A 16,131-nucleotide genomic window follows, 5' to 3' on the forward strand; every position below is an offset into this window, starting at 1 on the left:
AGGGGCAGCGGCCATCCTCGGGCCGACGGGCAGGGCTGCATATCTGAAAAAAGCCGGTTAAAAAAATGCTAATCGGGTCTGCCATGCTGCGTATTAAGGTATAGCCTTTAATCCGCTATCGTTATGACAGTACGAAAACTTACCGAGACCCTGTGAATGTTTTACCGGTCGCTGTGGTCACAGCCTTGCCAAGCCGAGTTCACGCGGTCTGTTCCAGCCGCTAAATTTGTCGTTCGGGAATCTTCCATGCGTCTGTGTAAATTCTTTTTTGTGGGCTGCCTGTCTTGGGTCAGCCTGGCGAGTCATGCCGAAACCCTCAATGGTCTTTATCAAGTACTTGAACCGGTCAGCAGTCAGTCCCCGCAGGAGCGCGACCAGGCCACCCAGCGCGCCGTGCAGACGCTGGTGATCCGCCTCACCGGCGATGCCAAGGCCGCCGATGGCCCGGGCCTGGCGGCGGTGCGCAAGGATCCGCAGCAAATCATCAGTCAATACGGCTACGACGCCGGCCCGCCGGAAAGCCTGCAAGTCGATTTCGACCCAGTCAGCACCGATCGCGCCCTGCGTGACGCCGGCCTGTCGATCTGGGGCAGCAATCGGCCCTCGATCCTCGGTTGGTGGCTGAACGACTCCACCGAAGGCAGCAGCCTGGTGGGTGATGGTCAGACTATCGCCCAGGCGCTGCGCCGTGCGGCACAACACCGTGGCTTGCCGTTGCGCCTGCCGCTGGGCGATCTGGATGAGCAGGTCGTTGCCACCGCGCCGAACCTTGAAAGCGCCGATGCCACGCCATTGCGCGCCGCTTCCGAACGCTACGGCGCCGATGCCTTGCTCGCCGTGCACGCGCGCCAGGAAGGCAATCAGTGGCAGGCCAAATGGCGCCTGTGGCTGGGCGACAAGAGCGATCAGGGCACTGCGCAAGGCGCCGACACCGCCGCCGTGGCCGATGCGGTGATGTTGGCCGTCAGCCAGAAGCTGGCGCCGCGTTTTGCGGTCAAGCCCGGTGCGAGCGCCGAACAACTGTTGGAAGTGCAGGGCATGAACCTGGAGCGCTACGCGGCCCTGGGTCATCTGCTCGAGCCGTTTGGTGGCCATCCGCTGCGGGTGGATGGCAATCGCATTGTGTATCGCGTCAACGGCAGCGCCGACCAGTTGCGTACCCAGTTGAGCCTGGCCAAGTTGCAGGAGGTGCCGGCCGGCGAGGCGCCTATGCAGCAGCCAGTGGGTGATGGCACCCAGCCGGCGCCCGCTCCTGAGCCGCAGGCGCAGCTGCGTTTTCGCTGGTAAACGTTCTTCCTTTATATAGAAGCAAAGACAGATGGAGTGGTTTATGGCGGATACGCGTCGTTGGGTGTGGCTTGGCGGGCTGGTCCTGCTGTGCGCTTTTGTATTCTTGCTGCATTCGATCCTGACGCCGTTCCTGGTGGCGTTGCTGCTCGCCTATCTGTTCGATCCCGTGGTGGATCGCCTGGAAAAAGCCGGACTGTCGCGGACCCTGGGCGTGGTGACGGTGTTTGCCCTGTTCACGTTGATCATCACTGCATTGGTGCTGGTGCTGGTGCCGATGCTGGCCAAGCAACTGTTTCGCTTGTACGAGCTGGCGCCGCAAATGCTTGACTGGCTGCAACACACGGCGATGCCGTGGGTGCAGACCAAGCTGGGGTTGGCGGATGGCTTCTGGAAGTTCGACAAGGTCAAGGCTGCGATCAGCGAGCACATGGGCCAGACCACCGACATTGTCGGGGTGGTGCTCAGTCAGGCCACCGCATCCAGCCTGGCGCTGATCGGCTGGCTGACCAACCTGGTGTTGATCCCGGTGGTGGCGTTCTACCTGCTGCGCGACTGGGACATTATGATGGCCAAGATCCGCAGCCTGCTGCCACGCAACCGCGAAGAGCGCATCGTGGCCCTGGCTGGCGAATGCCATGAGGTGCTGGGGGCCTTCGTACGGGGGCAGTTGCTGGTGATGCTGGCCCTGGGGATCATCTACGCGGCAGGCTTGATGGCGATCGGCCTGGAGCTGGGCCTGTTGATCGGCCTGATCGCCGGCCTGGCGGCTATCGTGCCGTACATGGGTTTTGTGATCGGGATCGGCGCGGCGCTGGTTGCCGGGTTGTTCCAGTTTGGCGGCGACCTGTACCCGATGCTGGGGATTGTCGCGGTGTTCATGGTTGGCCAGGCCCTGGAAGGCATGGTGCTCACGCCGTTGCTGGTGGGCGACCGGATCGGCCTGCACCCGGTGGCGGTGATCTTTGCGATCCTGGCGGGCGGTGAGCTGTTCGGTTTTACCGGCATCCTGCTGGCGCTGCCGGTGGCGGCGGTGATCATGGTGCTGGTGCGCCATGTGCACGATCTGTACAAGGATTCGGATGCGTATACCGGGGTCGAAGACCCGGACCTGTAACCGTTTCATCACAAACCCGGCCTGAGCCGGGTTTGTTGTTTCTGGGGGCAGGGCGTCAAACAATCTGCGAAAAACCGCCAAGTTAACGCAAACCTTTGATTTTGCTTGTGGTCTGCTGCATTGTGCGCCCGGCGTCACGGGTATAAACTTTGCAAACTTTACACAGAGGCCACTAACGGTTCGTTTGGAGCCGTTCAGTCAGCATGAAACCGATTCAGCTGCCCTTGGGTGTGCGTCTGCGTGATGACGCCACCTTTATCAACTACTACCCAGGCGCCAATGCCGCTGCACTCGGCTATGTCGAGCGGCTCTGCGAAGCCGACGCCGGGTGGACCGAAAGCCTGATCTATCTGTGGGGCAAGCACGGCGTAGGGCGTACCCACCTGTTGCAGGCCGCATGCCTGCGTTTCGAGCAGATGGGCGAGCCGGCGGTGTACCTGCCATTGGCAGAGTTGATGGACCGCGGTATCGGCATCTTCGACCACCTCGAGCAATACGAGCTGGTGTGCCTGGACGACCTGCAGGCGATTGCCGGCAAGGCGGAGTGGGAAGAAGCGCTGTTTCATCTGTTCAACCGCCTGCGCGACAGTGGCCGGCGCCTGCTGATCGCCGCCTCGACGTCGCCGCGTGAATTGCCGGTGAAGCTGGCAGACCTCAAGTCGCGCCTGACCCTGGCGTTGATCTTCCAGATGCGCCCCCTGTCCGACGAAGACAAATTGCGTGCCCTGCAGTTGCGCGCATCCCGTCGCGGCCTGCACCTGACCGACGAGGTCGGACACTTCATTCTGACTCGCGGTACGCGCAGCATGAGCGCGTTGTTCGATTTGCTCGAACAGCTCGACCAGGCCTCTTTGCAAGCCCAGCGCAAGCTGACCATTCCCTTCCTCAAGGAAACCCTTGGCTGGTAGCCGGCCCTTTGTTTTCAGGACTTTCGGCAATTTCCAGGCGTCAGAAAACCCGCGTTTGGGCCGTTTTGGCCACGCGAAAGGCGGGTAAGGGGTGTTAAGGGCTTAGATGTCATAGTCCAAACAAGAAGTCACATAGATCACGATTGAATTTGCAAATCGATGTGATAGAAGGCATAGTCTCGACTTCTTTACATATCAGCCACGGTCGTGCCCATGCTAAATCGCTTCGCACCCCTCGTGCCTCTCGCACTCGTTACCCTGTTGTTTGGTTGCGCCTCCCACCCTCAACAGGTGGCAGAACAGCAAAAACCACAGGTTCAAAATCAGGCAAAATTCGTTGCTGCACAGTCTTCCACTGTTTATGAGGAAGAAGTGGCAACTGAAAAGGAACTGGCCGACTTCGCCGGCAACAAGCCTTACCAGCTTCCAGTCCTCGCCGACAGTATCCTCGAACGCGGCATGTCCCTGATCGGTACCCGTTACCGTTTCGGCGGTACCTCTGAAGCCGGTTTCGACTGCAGCGGCTTCATCGGTTATCTGTTTCGTGAAGAAGCTGGCATGAACCTGCCACGCTCCACGCGCGAAATGATCAACGTGAATGCACCGTTGGTCGCACGCAACAACCTCAAGCCCGGTGATCTGCTTTTCTTCAGTACAGCGGGTCGTGGTCGCGTCAGCCATGCCGGTATCTACCTGGGCGATAACCAGTTTATCCACTCCAGCAGCCGTCGCAGTGGCGGTGTTCGAGTCGACAACCTGGGTGACAGCTACTGGAGCAAAACCTTCATCGAAGCCAAGCGCGCACTCGCCATGGCCCCGACGACGGTTACCGCTAGCAAGTAAACTTAAAGTGATACTTGAAGTTTGACGTGTAAGCGCTAGAATCCCTGGATATTGTTGGAATCCGTTCGCGCGAGCTTTGCTTGCGCGTTCTGGTTTTCAGCGTTCGGCAGCGAAAGCCGCATCCAGACCAGGATTGTTCTGCACATGTCGACCTCGGCCCGCCTGATTCTCATTGTTTGCGCCGCGCTGCTCAGCGCCTGCGCCAGCCGTCCACCGCCGCCCGCTCCCGTAGCGGTGAAACCCAAGCCGGTGTTCAACTACTCCACACAGAATTTTTCGCCTGCTGCCGAAGATGTGCTCTTCCGTGCCTTGGGCCTGGTTGGCACGCCTTATCGATGGGGCGGCAACACGCCGGACTCAGGGTTTGACTGCAGTGGCTTGATCGGCTTTGTGTTTCGCGATGCGGCCGGTATTTCCCTGCCGCGTACCACCCGTGAGCTGATCGTGATGCGCGCGCAGGATGTCAGCGAGCAGAACCTGCAAACCGGCGACCTGTTGTTCTTCGCCACCGGTGGCGGTTCCCAGGTCAGCCACGCCGGGATCTATGTGGGAGAGGGCCGCTTCGTGCACGCGCCACAGACCGGCGGTACGGTAAAGCTGGATACCTTGTCCAAGGCGTATTGGCAGAATGCCTACCTGAGTGCCAAGCGCGTATTGCCAGGCAATCTGGCGCGTAACCCCTGACGGACCGTATCACTGTAGGAGCCGGCAAGCCGGCTCCTACCCATCATTTAGCGGCCGACACCCGCCACACCTTGTTCCCCACATCATCTGCCACCAGCAAACCCCCCTGCTGATCAATCACCACGCCCACCGGCCGGCCCATGGCTTTCTCATCCTTGTCGAGGAAACCGGTCAGCACGTCCACGGGCTGCCCCTTGGGCTGGCCAGCCTCGAACGGGACGAAGATCACCTTGTAGCCACTGTGCGGCTTGCGGTTCCACGACCCATGCTGGCCGATGAACGCGCCGTTGCTGAACTGGGCGGGCAGTTTGCTGCCCTCGGCAAACGTCAATCCCAGGGAGGCGGTGTGCGGGCCCACTGCATAATCCGGCGCGATCGCCTTGGCGACCAAGTCCAGGTTCTGCGGGCTGACGCGCACGTCCACATGCTGCCCGTAGTAGCTGAAGGGCCAGCCATAGAATGCGCCGTCCTTGACTGAGGTGATGTAGTCCGGCACCAGGTCGCTGCCGATTTCATCGCGTTCGTTCACTGCCGTCCACAGCTTGCCGCTTTGTGGTTCCCAGGCCATGCCGTTGGGGTTGCGCAGGCCGGAGGCGAAGATGCGGTGCTCGCCGCTGGCACGATCGACTTCCCAGATGGCCGCCCGGCCTTGTTCCGCTTCCAGGCCGTTTTCACCGACATTGCTGTTGGAACCGACGCTCACATACAGTTTGCTGCCGTCCTTGCTCGCCACCACGTTCTTGGTCCAGTGGTGATTGATGCTGCCGCCCGGCAGGTCGACGACTTTGGTGCCGGCCTCCTTGATCGCGGTTTCACCCGGTTGATAGGGGAAGCGCAACAGCTTGTCCGAGTCGGCCACGTACAGATCATTACCGACCAGAGTCATGCCAAACGGCGAATTGAGGTTTTCCAGGAACACCGTGCGCGTTTCGGCGACGCCATCGTGGTCGGCGTCACGCAGCAAGGTGATGCGGTTCGGGCTCGGCACAGCGGCGCCGGCACGGCCCATGACTTTCTCCATGACCCAGCCGCGAATACCCTTGGCGTCATCCGGCTTGGGTGGCGCGTTGGTTTCCGCCACCAGCACGTCGCCATTGGGCAATACATACAGCCAGCGCGGATGGTCCAGGCCTTCGGCGAACGCCGCCACCTGGGTGCCGGCAGCGGCGGTGGGCTTGGCGCCGTCCGGCCAGCCAATCGCCGGGGCGATATTCACGGTCGGGATCAGGGTCTTGTTTGGCTCCGGCAACTTGGGCGACGGCCCGGTGCCATCGGAGACCTGCAAGGTAGAGCTTTCCCCGCAGGCAGCGAGGGTGCCGGCGAGCATGATAAGCAGGGCGAGTCTGGTTTTGTGCATGGTGTTCTCCTTAATACCTGTAAGGGTAGAGGAGGCCGGCCGTAGGATGGTTCAAGTGCAAGGCCAGCTTTAATTGACGCTCCACCCCCAACCCACTAACCTTCGCGGCTTGTTCCAGGTGCTCTGTGACCCATGGGTCGACGGAGTGAAACAGGGAAGCCGGTGAGTGAGCGCACTTGTACACAGTGCTGCCGCGATTCCGGCGCTGCCCCCGCAACGGTAAATGAGTCAAGACGGTGCTTTTTGCCACTGTATCGCGTGCGATATGGGAAGGCGCGCTGTCGGCCTGTCCGAGTGCTCTCTTTATAAAGAGCCAGGGCGCCACTCATGAGTCCGGAGACCGGCCTGGTTCATCCAACAGCATCACGGTGGGCGATGCTTGGCTGTCTGTTTATCCTTTTTCCTGCCCGCCGTTTTTGTCCAGCCCCAACGGAGAGCTGCCATGACCGATTCCCCCGACCGCGACGAACGCCACCTGGCGCGCATGCTGCGCAAAAAAGCCGTGATCGATGAGCGCATCGCCAACTCCCCCAACGAATGCGGCCTGCTGCTGGTGCTCACCGGCAACGGCAAAGGCAAGAGCAGTTCGGCATTCGGCATGCTCGCCCGCGCCATGGGCCACGGCATGCAGTGCGGGGTGGTGCAGTTCATCAAGGGGCGCAACAGCACCGGTGAAGAGTTGTTCTTCCGCCGCTTTCCCGAGCAGGTGCGTTTTCATGTGATGGGCGAAGGCTTTACCTGGGAAACCCAGGACCGCCAGCGCGATATCGCCGCCGCCGAAGCCGCGTGGGCGGTGTCGCGCGAGTTGCTGCAAGACCCGTCCATCGGCCTGGTGGTGCTGGACGAGCTGAACATCGCCCTCAAGCACGGCTATCTCGACCTCGACCAGGTACTCAGCGACCTGCAGGCGCGCCCGCCAATGCAGCACGTGGTGGTGACTGGCCGTGGCGCTAAGCCCGAGTTGATCGAAATGGGCGACACCGTCACCGAGATGGGCATGCTCAAGCACGCGTTCCAGGCCGGTATCAAGGCACAGAAGGGCGTCGAACTTTGAATCAGCCCCGTCATTGCCCGGCTGTCTTGATCGCCGCACCGGCGTCCGGCCAGGGCAAAACCACCGTCACCGCCGCGCTCGCCCGTTTGCACCGCAATCTGGGGCGCAAAGTCCGCGTGTTCAAATGCGGCCCGGACTTTCTTGATCCGATGATCCACGAGCGCGCCAGTGGTGCGCCGGTGTATCAATTGGACATGTGGATGGTGGGCGAGCAGGAAAGTCGCCGCCTGTTGTGGGAAGCCGCCGCTGAGGCCGACCTGATCCTCATCGAAGGGGTGATGGGGCTGTTCGACGGCACGCCGTCCAGCGCCGACCTGGCGCGGCATTTCGGCGTGCCGGTATTGGGTGTGATCGACGGCACTGCGATGGCGCAGACGTTTGGCGCCCTGGCCTTGGGCCTCGCGCGTTATCAGCCGGATTTGCCGTTCGCGGGCGTGCTGGCCAATCGCGTCGGCACCTTGCGCCATGCGCAACTCCTCGAAGGCAGTCTCACCGAAGGCCTGCGCTGGTATGGCGCGCTGTCCCGTGAAACCGGGATCGAACTGCCGAGCCGCCACCTGGGGCTGGTGCAAGCCAGCGAGCTGAATGACCTCGACCTGCGCCTGGATGCTGCTGCGCAGGCACTGGGCAGCAGTTGTGAAGTTGCCTTGCCGCCGCCGGTGACCTTCGCCGCCCCCGAAGTGATCGAGGCCGAGCCGTTGCTGGCCGGTGTGCGCATTGCGGTGGCCCGTGACGAAGCGTTTGCCTTCACCTACGGTGCCAGCCTCGACCTGTTGCGGGCGATGGGCGCCGAGCTGCGCTTTTTCTCGCCGATCCATGACCGCGAATTGCCTGACGCCGACAGTCTGTATCTGCCCGGCGGCTATCCGGAACTGCACCACCAGGCGCTGTCGGAAAATACCTCGATGCTCGATGCCATCCGCGCCCATCACGCGGCCGGCAAACCCTTGCTCGCTGAATGTGGCGGCATGCTCTACCTGCTGGACTCGCTGACCGACGTCGACGGCACCCGCGCCGAACTGGTCGGCCTGCTGCAGGGCGATGCGGTGATGCAAAAGAAACTTGCGGCCCTGGCCCTGCAAAACGTCGAGCTGCCGGAAGGCGTGCTGCGTGGGCACACTTATCACCATTCCCTGACCAGCACCGAGTGGCAGCCGATTGCCCGTGGCGTCAGCCCCAATGGTGGGCGCGGCGCCGAGGCGGTGTTCCGACAAGGGCGTATGACCGCGTCCTACGTGCACTTCTATTTCCCGTCCAACCCGAGGGCGGTGGCGGCCTTGTTTGCGCCCGACCCTGAGGTGGCCAGCGCCGGCAAGCCGGCTCCCACCATTGACCGCGTTGAATCCCCATCCACTGTGGGAGCGGGCTTGCCCCCGATGCGGCCATGACCGACAACGCCTTCCCCCAGGCCGACCGCGACGCCGTCTACCGCGCCATCGCCGAGCGCCGCGACATGCGCCACTTCAGCGGCGGCAGCGTGGCCCCCGAGTTGCTGCACCGCTTGCTCCAGGCTGCACACCAGGCGCCGAGTGTCGGGCTGATGCAGCCGTGGCGCTTTATCCGCATCAGCGACCGCCAACTGCGTGGGCAGATCCAGCAATTGGTGGAAGAAGAACGCGTGCGCACTGCCGAGGCGTTGGGCGAGCGTTCCGATGAGTTCATGAAACTCAAGGTCGAAGGCATCCATGACTGCGCCGAAGTGCTGGTGGCAGCGCTGATGGATGATCGCGAGCGGCATATCTTCGGCCGGCGCACCTTGCCGGAAATGGACATGGCCTCGCTGTCCTGTGCGATCCAGAACCTGTGGCTGGCGGCTCGCGTCGAAGGGCTGGGCATGGGCTGGGTCTCGCTGTTCGAGCCCCAGGCCCTGGCCGACCTGCTGGGCCTGCCGCCCGGCGCGAAACCCCTGGCGGTGTTGTGCCTGGGGCCGGTGGCCGAGTTCTATCCGGCACCGATGTTGCAGCTCGAAGGCTGGACCGAACCACGGCCGCTGAGTGACATGTTGTATGAGAATGTGTGGGGAGTGAGTCAATGAGTGTGGCCTTGCTGTGTGTCGCCGCAGTGGCGCTGGATGCGCTGCTGGGTGAACCCAGGCGCTGGCATCCGCTGGTGGCGTTCGGCAATTTTGCCGGGCGTATCGAGCAACGTTTCAACAGCGGTGGCCGTGGCTGGCGCAGCCATGGGGTGACCGCGTGGTTTATCGCGGTGGTGCCGCTGACCCTGCTGGCGACCGCCCTGTCGTGGGCGCCGTATATCGGCTGGGTGCTGGAGATCCTCGCGCTGTACTGTGCCCTCGGCATGCGCAGCCTTGGCGAACACGTGATCCCGGTGGCCCAGGCGCTGCGCAGCGATGACCTGGAAGAAGCCCGCCAGCGCGTGAGCTACCTGGTCAGCCGCCAGACCAGTGAACTGGATCGCACCGAAGTTGCCCGCGCCGCCACTGAGTCGGTACTCGAAAACGGCAGCGATGCGGTGTTTGCCGCGCTGTTCTGGTTCGTCGTTGCCGGCGTGCCGGGCGTGGTGCTTTACCGCCTCAGCAACACCCTCGACGCGATGTGGGGCTATCGCAACGAACGCTTCGAACGCTTCGGCTGGGCTGCGGCAAAAATCGACGATCTGCTGAACTACATTCCGGCACGTCTGGTGGCGTTGACCTACGCAGTGCTGGGCAAAACCCGCCTGGCGCTCAAATGCTGGCGTACCCAGGGCCCGACGTGGGACAGCCCCAACGCTGGCCCGGTGATGGCCGCCGGTGCTGGCGCCTTGGGCGTGGAGCTGGGCGGCGCGGCGATCTACCACGGCGAGGTGCATCAACGGCCGCCACTGGGCGAAGGCCCGGCGGCGGATGCCGATTCCATCGACCGGGGCTGGCAACTGGTGCAGCGCGGCGTATGGTTATGGCTGCTGATCCTATGTGCGGGGGCGCAATTCTATGCTTGAACACGGTGGCCGGCTGCGCAAGGCGGCGATGCAGTACGGGATTGCCGAGGCTGATTGGCTCGACCTCTCCAGCGGCCTGGCGCCGTGGCCCTGGCCAATCCCCGAGATCCCGCTGCGAGCCTGGGCGCGCCTGCCGGAAACCGACGACGGCCTGGAGCAGGCCGCCAGCGAGTATTACGGCGCTGCGCATCTGTTGCCGGTGGCCGGTTCCCAGGCGGCGATCCAGCTGCTGCCGCGCTTGCGCCGTGCGGGCAAGGTCGGCGTGTTGTCGCCGTGCTATGCCGAACACGCCGAAGCCTGGCGCCGCGCCGGTTATGTGGTGCGCGAGGTGCAGGAGCAGGAAGTCGACTTCTTCCTTGATGGCCTCGACGTGCTGGTGGTGGTCAATCCCAACAATCCCACCGGCCTGAGCCTGGCGCCGCAACGCCTGCTCGACTGGCACACCCGGCTGGCCCAGCGCGGCGGTTGGCTGGTGGTGGACGAAGCGTTCATGGATGTCACCCCGCAACTGAGCCTGGCCAGCCAGGCCCATCAGGTCGGTTTGATCGTGCTGCGCTCATTCGGCAAGTTTTTCGGCCTGGCCGGTGTGCGCCTGGGCTTCGTGCTGGCCGAACGCAAACTGCTCAAGCTGCTCGCCGAACAGGTCGGGCCCTGGGCCGTCAGCGGGCCGACGCGCGTGCTGGGCCAGGCCTGCCTGCGCGACACCGCCGGGCACGCGCGACAACGTGCGCACTGCATCGAGGCTGGCCAGCGCCTCTACGCCTTGCTCAAGCGCCATGGTTTCCAGCCCCAGGGCGGCTGCGCGCTGTTTCAATGGCTGATCACACCGCATGCCGAGCGCATGCACGAATTCATGGCCCAGCGCGGCATTCTGCTGCGCCTGTTTGTCCACGACAGCAGCCTGCGCTTTGGCTTGCCCGACACCGAGGCGGACTGGCTGCGCCTCGACGAGGCCCTGGGCGCCTACAAGGAAGCTGCATGACTACGCTGATGGTGCAAGGCACCACCTCCGACGCCGGTAAAAGTACCCTGGTGACCGCGCTGTGCCGTTGGCTGGTGCGCCAAGGCGTGGGGGTGGCGCCGTTCAAGCCGCAGAACATGGCGCTCAACAGTGCCGTGACCGCCGAGGGTGGCGAAATCGGCCGCGCCCAGGCGGTGCAGGCGCAGGCTGCCAACCTCGCACCCCACACCGACATGAACCCGGTGCTGCTCAAACCCAACAGCGACACCGGCTCCCAGGTGATCATCCACGGCCGCGCCGTGACCAGCATGAACGCCGTGGCCTACCACGACTACAAAGCCATCGCGATGCAAGCGGTGCTGGCCTCCCACGCGCGGTTGAGCGAACGCTTCCCGGTGGTGATGGTCGAGGGCGCGGGCTCGCCGGCGGAAATCAACCTGCGCGCCAATGACATCGCCAACATGGGGTTCGCCGAGGCGGTGGACTGCCCGGTGCTGCTGATCGCCGACATCAATCGCGGCGGCGTGTTCGCCCATCTGGTCGGCACCCTGGAACTGCTGTCCCCGAGCGAACAGGCGCGGGTCAAGGGTTTCATCATCAACCGTTTTCGCGGCGACATCAGGCTGTTGCAACCGGGCCTGGATTGGCTCGAAGCACGCACCGGCAAACCGGTGGTGGGCGTGTTGCCCTACGTGATGGACCTGCACCTGGAAGCCGAAGACGGCATCGACCAGCGCCAGATCGACAAGGCCGCGCAAGTGCTCAAGGTGGTGGTGCCGGTACTGCCGCGCATCAGCAATCACACGGATTTCGACCCGTTGCGCCTGCACCCCCAGGTGGATTTGCAGTTCATCGGGCCGGGCCAGCCGATCCCAGCCGCCGACCTGATCATCCTCCCAGGCTCGAAAAGCGTGCGCAGTGACCTTGCCTACCTGCGCGCCAATGGTTGGGACAGCGCCGTGGCCCGGCATTTGCGCTACGGCGGCAAAGTGCTGGGGATTTGCGGTGGCCTGCAGATGCTCGGGGAGCAGGTGCATGACCCGCTGGGCCTCGAAGGGCCGGCCGGCTCCAGCCCTGGCCTGGGGCTGCTGGCATTCAGCACGACGTTGGAAGAAGAGAAGCAATTGCGCAATGTGCGCGGGCGTTTGTTGCTGGAGAACGCCGAGGTCAGTGGCTATGAAATTCACGCGGGCGTGACGTCCGGCGACGCGCTGTCGACCGCCGCGGTCCTGCTCGATGACGGCCGCAGTGATGGCGCGCAAAGTGCCGACGGGCAGATTCTTGGCACTTACCTGCATGGCCTGTTCGAGACGCCGGCGGCGTGCAGCGCCTTGCTGCGCTGGGCCGGCTTGCAGGATGTGCAGGAGGTGGATTACCACGCCCTGCGCGAGCGCGATATCGAGCGGTTGGCCGACTTGGTGGAAAACCATCTGGATACCGAACTGCTGCGCACGCTATGTGGGATTTGACGGTGCGCACGCACTCTCCCTGTCGGCGCTGGCTAGGCACCTCGTTGAATCAGCAAACCCCGGTTGGCGCCATCGCAGGCAAACCCGTGCCCACAGTTGAGCGGGTGGTAAATAGAGGGAGTGTCCCATGCACCAACTGATTCTCGGCGGCGCTCGCTCCGGCAAAAGCCGCCTGGCGGAAAAGCTCGCCGCTGACAGCGCGTTGCCCGTCATCTACATCGCCACCAGCCAGCCGCTGGACGGTGAAATGAACGCGCGCGTGGCCCTGCATCGCCAGCGCCGCCCCGACCAATGGGGCTTGATCGAAGAACCCGTAGAACTGGCGCGGGTGCTGCGCGAAAATGCCGCGCCGGATCGTTGCCTGCTGGTGGATTGCCTGACGCTGTGGCTGACCAATCTGCTGATGCTCGAAGACGCCGACCGCCTGGCGTTCGAGCGCGATCAATTGCTGGAAACCCTGGCCGCGCTGCCGGGGCAGATCATTTTTGTCAGCAACGAGACCGGATTGGGTGTCGTGCCGCTGGGCGAATTGACTCGCCGCTATGTGGATGAAGCCGGTTGGCTGCATCAAGCTTTGGCCGAGCGGTGTCAGCGTGTGGTCCTGACGGTTGCCGGCCTGCCCCTGACTTTGAAAGGTACTGCGATATGACTGACACCTGGTGGCTCAACCCCTGTAAGGCGATTGACGCTCAAGCGCATGAACAAGCCTTGGCACGCCAGCAACAATTGACCAAGCCGGCGGGCTCCCTTGGCCAGCTCGAAGCGCTGGCGGTGCAATTGGCCGGCCTGCAGGGCCAGGTCAAACCCTCGGTCGAGCAGCTATGGATTGCGATTTTTGCCGGTGATCACGGTGTGGTAGCCGAAGGCGTGTCGGCGTTTCCCCAGGAAGTGACCGGGCAGATGCTGCTCAATTTCGTCAGCGGCGGCGCGGCGATCAGCGTATTGGCGCGGCAGTTGGAGGCGCAACTGGAAGTGGTCGACCTCGGCACCGTCACGCCGTCGCTGGATTTGCCCGGGGTTCGTCACTTGAACCTCGGCGCGGGCACGGCCAACTTCGTCAACGGCCCGGCAATGACCGCAGCCCAAGGGCGCCTGGCCCTGCAGGCCGGGCGTGAGAGTGTGTTGCGCGCGCGCGAAAGCGGCGCACAGCTGTTTATCGGCGGCGAGATGGGCATCGGCAACACCACTGCCGCCAGTGCACTGGCGTGTGCCTTGCTCGATTGCCAGGTCAGTGACCTGACCGGGCCGGGCACCGGGCTGAATGCCCAGGGCGTCAGTCACAAGGTGGCGGTGATCGAGCGCGCGCTGGCCGTGCATGCCGGGCAGCGCGGTGATGCGTTGCAAACCCTGTTCAACCTGGGCGGCTTTGAGATCGCGGCGCTGGTGGGCGCCTATCTGGCCTGTGCCCAGGAAGGCATCGTGGTGCTGGTCGACGGGTTTATCTGCAGCGTCGCTGCACTGGTTGCCACGCGGTTGAATCCGGCCTGTCGCGAGTGGTTGCTGTTTGGCCATCGTGGCGCCGAGCCGGGCCATCGTCATGTGCTGCAGAGCCTCGACGCGCAGCCCTTGCTGGAACTCGGCCTGCGCTTGGGCGAGGGCAGTGGGGCGGCGCTGGCGGTGCCGTTGCTGCGCCTGGCGTGTGCGTTGCACGGGCAGATGGCGACCTTCGCCGAAGCGGCCGTGGCAGACCGCCCCGCATGAATCTGCACCTGGACCTGTTGCGTCACGGCGAAACCGAACTGGGCGGCGGCCTGCGCGGCAGCCTGGACGATGCACTGACTGCCCAGGGGTGGGAGCAGATGCGCGCCGCCGTCGAGGCGCGCGGGCCGTGGGACCGCTTGATCAGCTCGCCGCTGCAACGCTGTGCGCGCTTTGCCGATGAGCTGGGCGCGCGCCTCAATGTGCCGGTCAGCCTCGAAAAAGATCTGCAGGAGCTGCATTTCGGTGCCTGGGAAGGCCAGAGCGCGGCGGCGTTGATGGAAACCGATGCCGAAGGATTGGGGCTGTTCTGGGCCGATCCCTACAGCTTCACACCGCCGGAGGGGGAGCGTGTCAGCGATTTTTCCGACCGTGTCCTGGGCGCCGTCTCACGCTTGCACCAAGCCTATGCTGGCCAACGGGTGCTGTTGATCAGCCACGGTGGTGTGATGCGCCTGCTGTTGGCCCGGGCGCGGGGATTGCCCCGGGAGCAGTTGCTGAACGTCGAGGTCGGGCACGGTGGATTGTTCAGTCTGCAGGTCGCGGCTGACGGCGTATTGAAGGAAGTGGATTGAGCATGTTGCCCTTCTGGATTGCCCTGCAATTTCTCAGCAGTCTGCCGATTCGCCTGCCGGGCATGCCGCAACCTCAGGAGCTGGGACGTTCGCTGCTGTTTTATCCGCTGGTTGGCCTGTTATTCGGCGTGCTGTTGTGGGCGCTGAATTCGGCGCTGATGGGCGCACCGCTGTTGCTGCACGCCGCGTTGCTGCTGACTGTTTGGGTGCTGCTCAGTGGCGGCCTGCACCTGGACGGCCTGGCGGACAGCGCCGACGCCTGGCTGGGTGGCTTCGGCGATCGCGAGCGTACCCTTGCCATCATGAAAGACCCGCGTAGCGGACCGATTGCCGTGGTCACTCTCGGCCTGGTGTTGCTGCTCAAGTTCACTGCGTTGGTGGCCTTGATTGAACAGCACAATGGCGCGGCGCTGATCCTGGCACCCCTGATCGGCCGGGCGTCGATGCTGGCGTTGTTCCTCACCACGCGTTACGTGCGTGCCGGGGGATTGGGCCAGGCGCTGTCGGATCACTTGCCGCGCATCGTCGGCCAGCAGGTGCTGATCCTGAGTGGCTTGGCATGCCTCCTGGTCGGAGGTTTCAGTGGCGGGATCGCGGTGTTGCTGGCGGCCCTGTGCTTTGTCGGCCTGCGCCAGCTGATGATCAACCGCCTGGGTGGCACCACCGGCGACACGGCGGGCGCGTTGCTGGAGCTGCTGGAAGTCGCGGTATTGGTCGGCCTGGCGCTGTAACACTTTCTTGCATTTCCTTAATCGCGGGTATATACACGTTCCATGCTTGCCTCCCAATGTTTATGTACCAACCTGCGACGTGCCGCCCGTGGCGTCAGCAGGCATTACGACGGCGCTCTCGACGGCTTCGGGATCAACGTCGCCCAGTATTCTCTGCTGTGCAACCTGCAGCGCCTTGATCAACCGAGCATTTCCAGCCTGGCGGAAGCCATGGGCCTGGATCGCAGTACGTTGGGGCGCAACCTGCGGGTGCTGGAAGGCGAGGGCCTGGTGCAGTTGGTCGAGGGCGATGACCTGCGCAACCGCCTGGTGCTGTTGACCACAGCCGGTGAGGAGCGACTGGCCGCAGCGTTACCCGCCTGGGAAGCGGCGCAACAGAAATTGATCAATCAACTCGGCGCGGAAAAACGCGAAACCTTGTTGGCCTTGCTGGATGAACTCGCCTGACGGCGGGTTTGTTCGACTACAAGCGGGTATATACCCGCGAACGGAGAATAAGAAATGACC

The 16,131-nt window shown here is 63.5% G+C and carries 17 protein-coding genes and 1 riboswitch; of the genes, 16 read left to right on the forward strand and 1 reads right to left on the reverse strand.

Translation table 11 applies throughout. The annotated features are described in order from the left end of the window. Window positions 1-246 precede the first annotated feature (246 nt). The 5 genes from AC07OJ_RS16535 to AC07OJ_RS16555 all read left to right on the forward strand — a co-directional run bounded on the left by AC07OJ_RS16535 (window position 247) and on the right by AC07OJ_RS16555 (window position 4,839). A complete protein-coding gene (locus AC07OJ_RS16535) occupies window positions 247-1,287 on the forward strand; it encodes a DUF2066 domain-containing protein (protein WP_495094827.1) in 1,041 nt (346 codons plus the stop codon). A 43-nt stretch (window positions 1,288-1,330) separates the two neighbouring features. Then, window positions 1,331-2,404, forward strand: a complete 1,074-nt coding sequence (locus AC07OJ_RS16540; RefSeq protein ID WP_065909713.1) for an AI-2E family transporter — start codon at window positions 1,331-1,333, stop codon at window positions 2,402-2,404. A 203-nt stretch (window positions 2,405-2,607) separates the two neighbouring features. Then, the gene (hda, locus tag AC07OJ_RS16545; protein WP_058422138.1) at window positions 2,608-3,312 is read left to right on the forward strand and encodes a DnaA regulatory inactivator Hda; all 705 of its coding nucleotides are present in this window, start codon (window positions 2,608-2,610) and stop codon (window positions 3,310-3,312) included. Window positions 3,313-3,525: 213 nt separating this feature from the next. Further along, window positions 3,526-4,155, forward strand: coding sequence for a C40 family peptidase (locus AC07OJ_RS16550; protein ID WP_065909715.1), 630 nt, complete (start codon window positions 3,526-3,528; stop codon window positions 4,153-4,155). 144 nt (window positions 4,156-4,299) lie between these two features. Then, window positions 4,300-4,839, forward strand: a complete 540-nt coding sequence (locus AC07OJ_RS16555; protein WP_025855819.1) for a C40 family peptidase — start codon at window positions 4,300-4,302, stop codon at window positions 4,837-4,839. Between the two features lie 43 nt (window positions 4,840-4,882). On the opposite strand, the gene AC07OJ_RS16560 is transcribed toward AC07OJ_RS16555, so the two are convergent. After that, window positions 4,883-6,196, reverse strand: coding sequence for a PQQ-dependent sugar dehydrogenase (locus AC07OJ_RS16560; RefSeq protein WP_495094828.1), 1,314 nt, complete (start codon window positions 6,194-6,196; stop codon window positions 4,883-4,885). A 99-nt stretch (window positions 6,197-6,295) separates the two neighbouring features. Beyond that, window positions 6,296-6,559: riboswitch (cobalamin riboswitch) on the forward strand. A 79-nt stretch (window positions 6,560-6,638) separates the two neighbouring features. Here AC07OJ_RS16560 and cobO point away from each other — a divergent pair. The 11 genes from cobO (at window position 6,639) to AC07OJ_RS16615 (ending at window position 16,071) form a co-directional block, all read left to right on the forward strand. After that, on the forward strand, window positions 6,639-7,250 hold the full coding sequence (cobO, locus tag AC07OJ_RS16565) for a cob(I)yrinic acid a,c-diamide adenosyltransferase (RefSeq protein WP_010208674.1): 612 nt from the start codon (window positions 6,639-6,641) through the stop codon (window positions 7,248-7,250). Beyond that, complete coding sequence (locus AC07OJ_RS16570) at window positions 7,247-8,638, forward strand: cobyrinic acid a,c-diamide synthase CobB (RefSeq protein WP_495094829.1); 1,392 nt, start codon at window positions 7,247-7,249, stop codon at window positions 8,636-8,638. Before cobO ends, AC07OJ_RS16570 begins: the two co-directional genes overlap by 4 nt. Beyond that, window positions 8,635-9,285, forward strand: a complete 651-nt coding sequence (gene bluB / locus AC07OJ_RS16575; RefSeq protein WP_201145671.1) for a 5,6-dimethylbenzimidazole synthase — start codon at window positions 8,635-8,637, stop codon at window positions 9,283-9,285. The genes AC07OJ_RS16570 and bluB overlap by 4 nt, the downstream gene beginning before the upstream one ends. Further along, the gene (gene cbiB / locus AC07OJ_RS16580; protein WP_065909723.1) at window positions 9,282-10,190 is read left to right on the forward strand and encodes an adenosylcobinamide-phosphate synthase CbiB; all 909 of its coding nucleotides are present in this window, start codon (window positions 9,282-9,284) and stop codon (window positions 10,188-10,190) included. Before bluB ends, cbiB begins: the two co-directional genes overlap by 4 nt. Beyond that, window positions 10,183-11,172: a threonine-phosphate decarboxylase CobD gene (gene cobD / locus AC07OJ_RS16585; protein ID WP_495094830.1), complete on the forward strand. Its 990-nt coding sequence runs from the start codon at window positions 10,183-10,185 to the stop codon at window positions 11,170-11,172. The genes cbiB and cobD overlap by 8 nt, the downstream gene beginning before the upstream one ends. Continuing rightward, on the forward strand, window positions 11,169-12,620 hold the full coding sequence (locus AC07OJ_RS16590; protein ID WP_495094831.1) for a cobyric acid synthase: 1,452 nt from the start codon (window positions 11,169-11,171) through the stop codon (window positions 12,618-12,620). The genes cobD and AC07OJ_RS16590 overlap by 4 nt, the downstream gene beginning before the upstream one ends. A gap of 127 nt (window positions 12,621-12,747) precedes the next feature. Then, window positions 12,748-13,269 (forward strand): bifunctional adenosylcobinamide kinase/adenosylcobinamide-phosphate guanylyltransferase, encoded by a 522-nt coding sequence (gene cobU / locus AC07OJ_RS16595; RefSeq protein WP_495094832.1) that lies wholly within the window; start codon window positions 12,748-12,750, stop codon window positions 13,267-13,269. After that, on the forward strand, window positions 13,266-14,321 hold the full coding sequence (gene cobT, locus AC07OJ_RS16600; protein ID WP_282397006.1) for a nicotinate-nucleotide--dimethylbenzimidazole phosphoribosyltransferase: 1,056 nt from the start codon (window positions 13,266-13,268) through the stop codon (window positions 14,319-14,321). Before cobU ends, cobT begins: the two co-directional genes overlap by 4 nt. Then, a complete protein-coding gene (gene cobC, locus AC07OJ_RS16605) occupies window positions 14,318-14,893 on the forward strand; it encodes an alpha-ribazole phosphatase family protein (protein ID WP_065909730.1) in 576 nt (191 codons plus the stop codon). Before cobT ends, cobC begins: the two co-directional genes overlap by 4 nt. A 2-nt stretch (window positions 14,894-14,895) precedes the next feature. Further along, window positions 14,896-15,624 (forward strand): adenosylcobinamide-GDP ribazoletransferase, encoded by a 729-nt coding sequence (locus AC07OJ_RS16610; RefSeq protein ID WP_065909731.1) that lies wholly within the window; start codon window positions 14,896-14,898, stop codon window positions 15,622-15,624. Window positions 15,625-15,666: 42 nt separating this feature from the next. Further along, window positions 15,667-16,071, forward strand: a complete 405-nt coding sequence (locus AC07OJ_RS16615) for a MarR family winged helix-turn-helix transcriptional regulator (protein WP_065909733.1) — start codon at window positions 15,667-15,669, stop codon at window positions 16,069-16,071. Window positions 16,072-16,131 lie beyond the last annotated feature (60 nt).

The sequence above is a fragment of the Pseudomonas sp. GW821-FHT09C08 genome (genome assembly GCF_059418125.1).

Excerpts from the sequence above, each read along its gene's own strand:
- AC07OJ_RS16555 (WP_025855819.1), top strand. The coding sequence starts at position 4,300 with ATGTCGACCTCGGCCCGCCTGATTCTCATTGTTTGCGCCGCGCTGCTC.
- cobU (WP_495094832.1), top strand. The coding sequence starts at position 12,748 with ATGCACCAACTGATTCTCGGCGGCGCTCGCTCCGGCAAAAGCCGCCTG.
- AC07OJ_RS16550 (WP_065909715.1), top strand. The coding sequence starts at position 3,526 with ATGCTAAATCGCTTCGCACCCCTCGTGCCTCTCGCACTCGTTACCCTG.
- AC07OJ_RS16535 (WP_495094827.1), top strand. The coding sequence starts at position 247 with ATGCGTCTGTGTAAATTCTTTTTTGTGGGCTGCCTGTCTTGGGTCAGC.
- cobC (WP_065909730.1), top strand. The coding sequence starts at position 14,318 with ATGAATCTGCACCTGGACCTGTTGCGTCACGGCGAAACCGAACTGGGC.
- AC07OJ_RS16540 (WP_065909713.1), top strand. The coding sequence starts at position 1,331 with ATGGCGGATACGCGTCGTTGGGTGTGGCTTGGCGGGCTGGTCCTGCTG.
- AC07OJ_RS16560 (WP_495094828.1), bottom strand. The coding sequence starts at position 6,196 with ATGCACAAAACCAGACTCGCCCTGCTTATCATGCTCGCCGGCACCCTC.
- cobO (WP_010208674.1), top strand. The coding sequence starts at position 6,639 with ATGACCGATTCCCCCGACCGCGACGAACGCCACCTGGCGCGCATGCTG.
- bluB (WP_201145671.1), top strand. The coding sequence starts at position 8,635 with ATGACCGACAACGCCTTCCCCCAGGCCGACCGCGACGCCGTCTACCGC.
- cobT (WP_282397006.1), top strand. The coding sequence starts at position 13,266 with ATGACTGACACCTGGTGGCTCAACCCCTGTAAGGCGATTGACGCTCAA.
- cobD (WP_495094830.1), top strand. The coding sequence starts at position 10,183 with ATGCTTGAACACGGTGGCCGGCTGCGCAAGGCGGCGATGCAGTACGGG.
- cbiB (WP_065909723.1), top strand. The coding sequence starts at position 9,282 with ATGAGTGTGGCCTTGCTGTGTGTCGCCGCAGTGGCGCTGGATGCGCTG.
- hda (WP_058422138.1), top strand. The coding sequence starts at position 2,608 with ATGAAACCGATTCAGCTGCCCTTGGGTGTGCGTCTGCGTGATGACGCC.
- AC07OJ_RS16610 (WP_065909731.1), top strand. The coding sequence starts at position 14,896 with ATGTTGCCCTTCTGGATTGCCCTGCAATTTCTCAGCAGTCTGCCGATT.
- AC07OJ_RS16615 (WP_065909733.1), top strand. The coding sequence starts at position 15,667 with ATGCTTGCCTCCCAATGTTTATGTACCAACCTGCGACGTGCCGCCCGT.
- AC07OJ_RS16590 (WP_495094831.1), top strand. The coding sequence starts at position 11,169 with ATGACTACGCTGATGGTGCAAGGCACCACCTCCGACGCCGGTAAAAGT.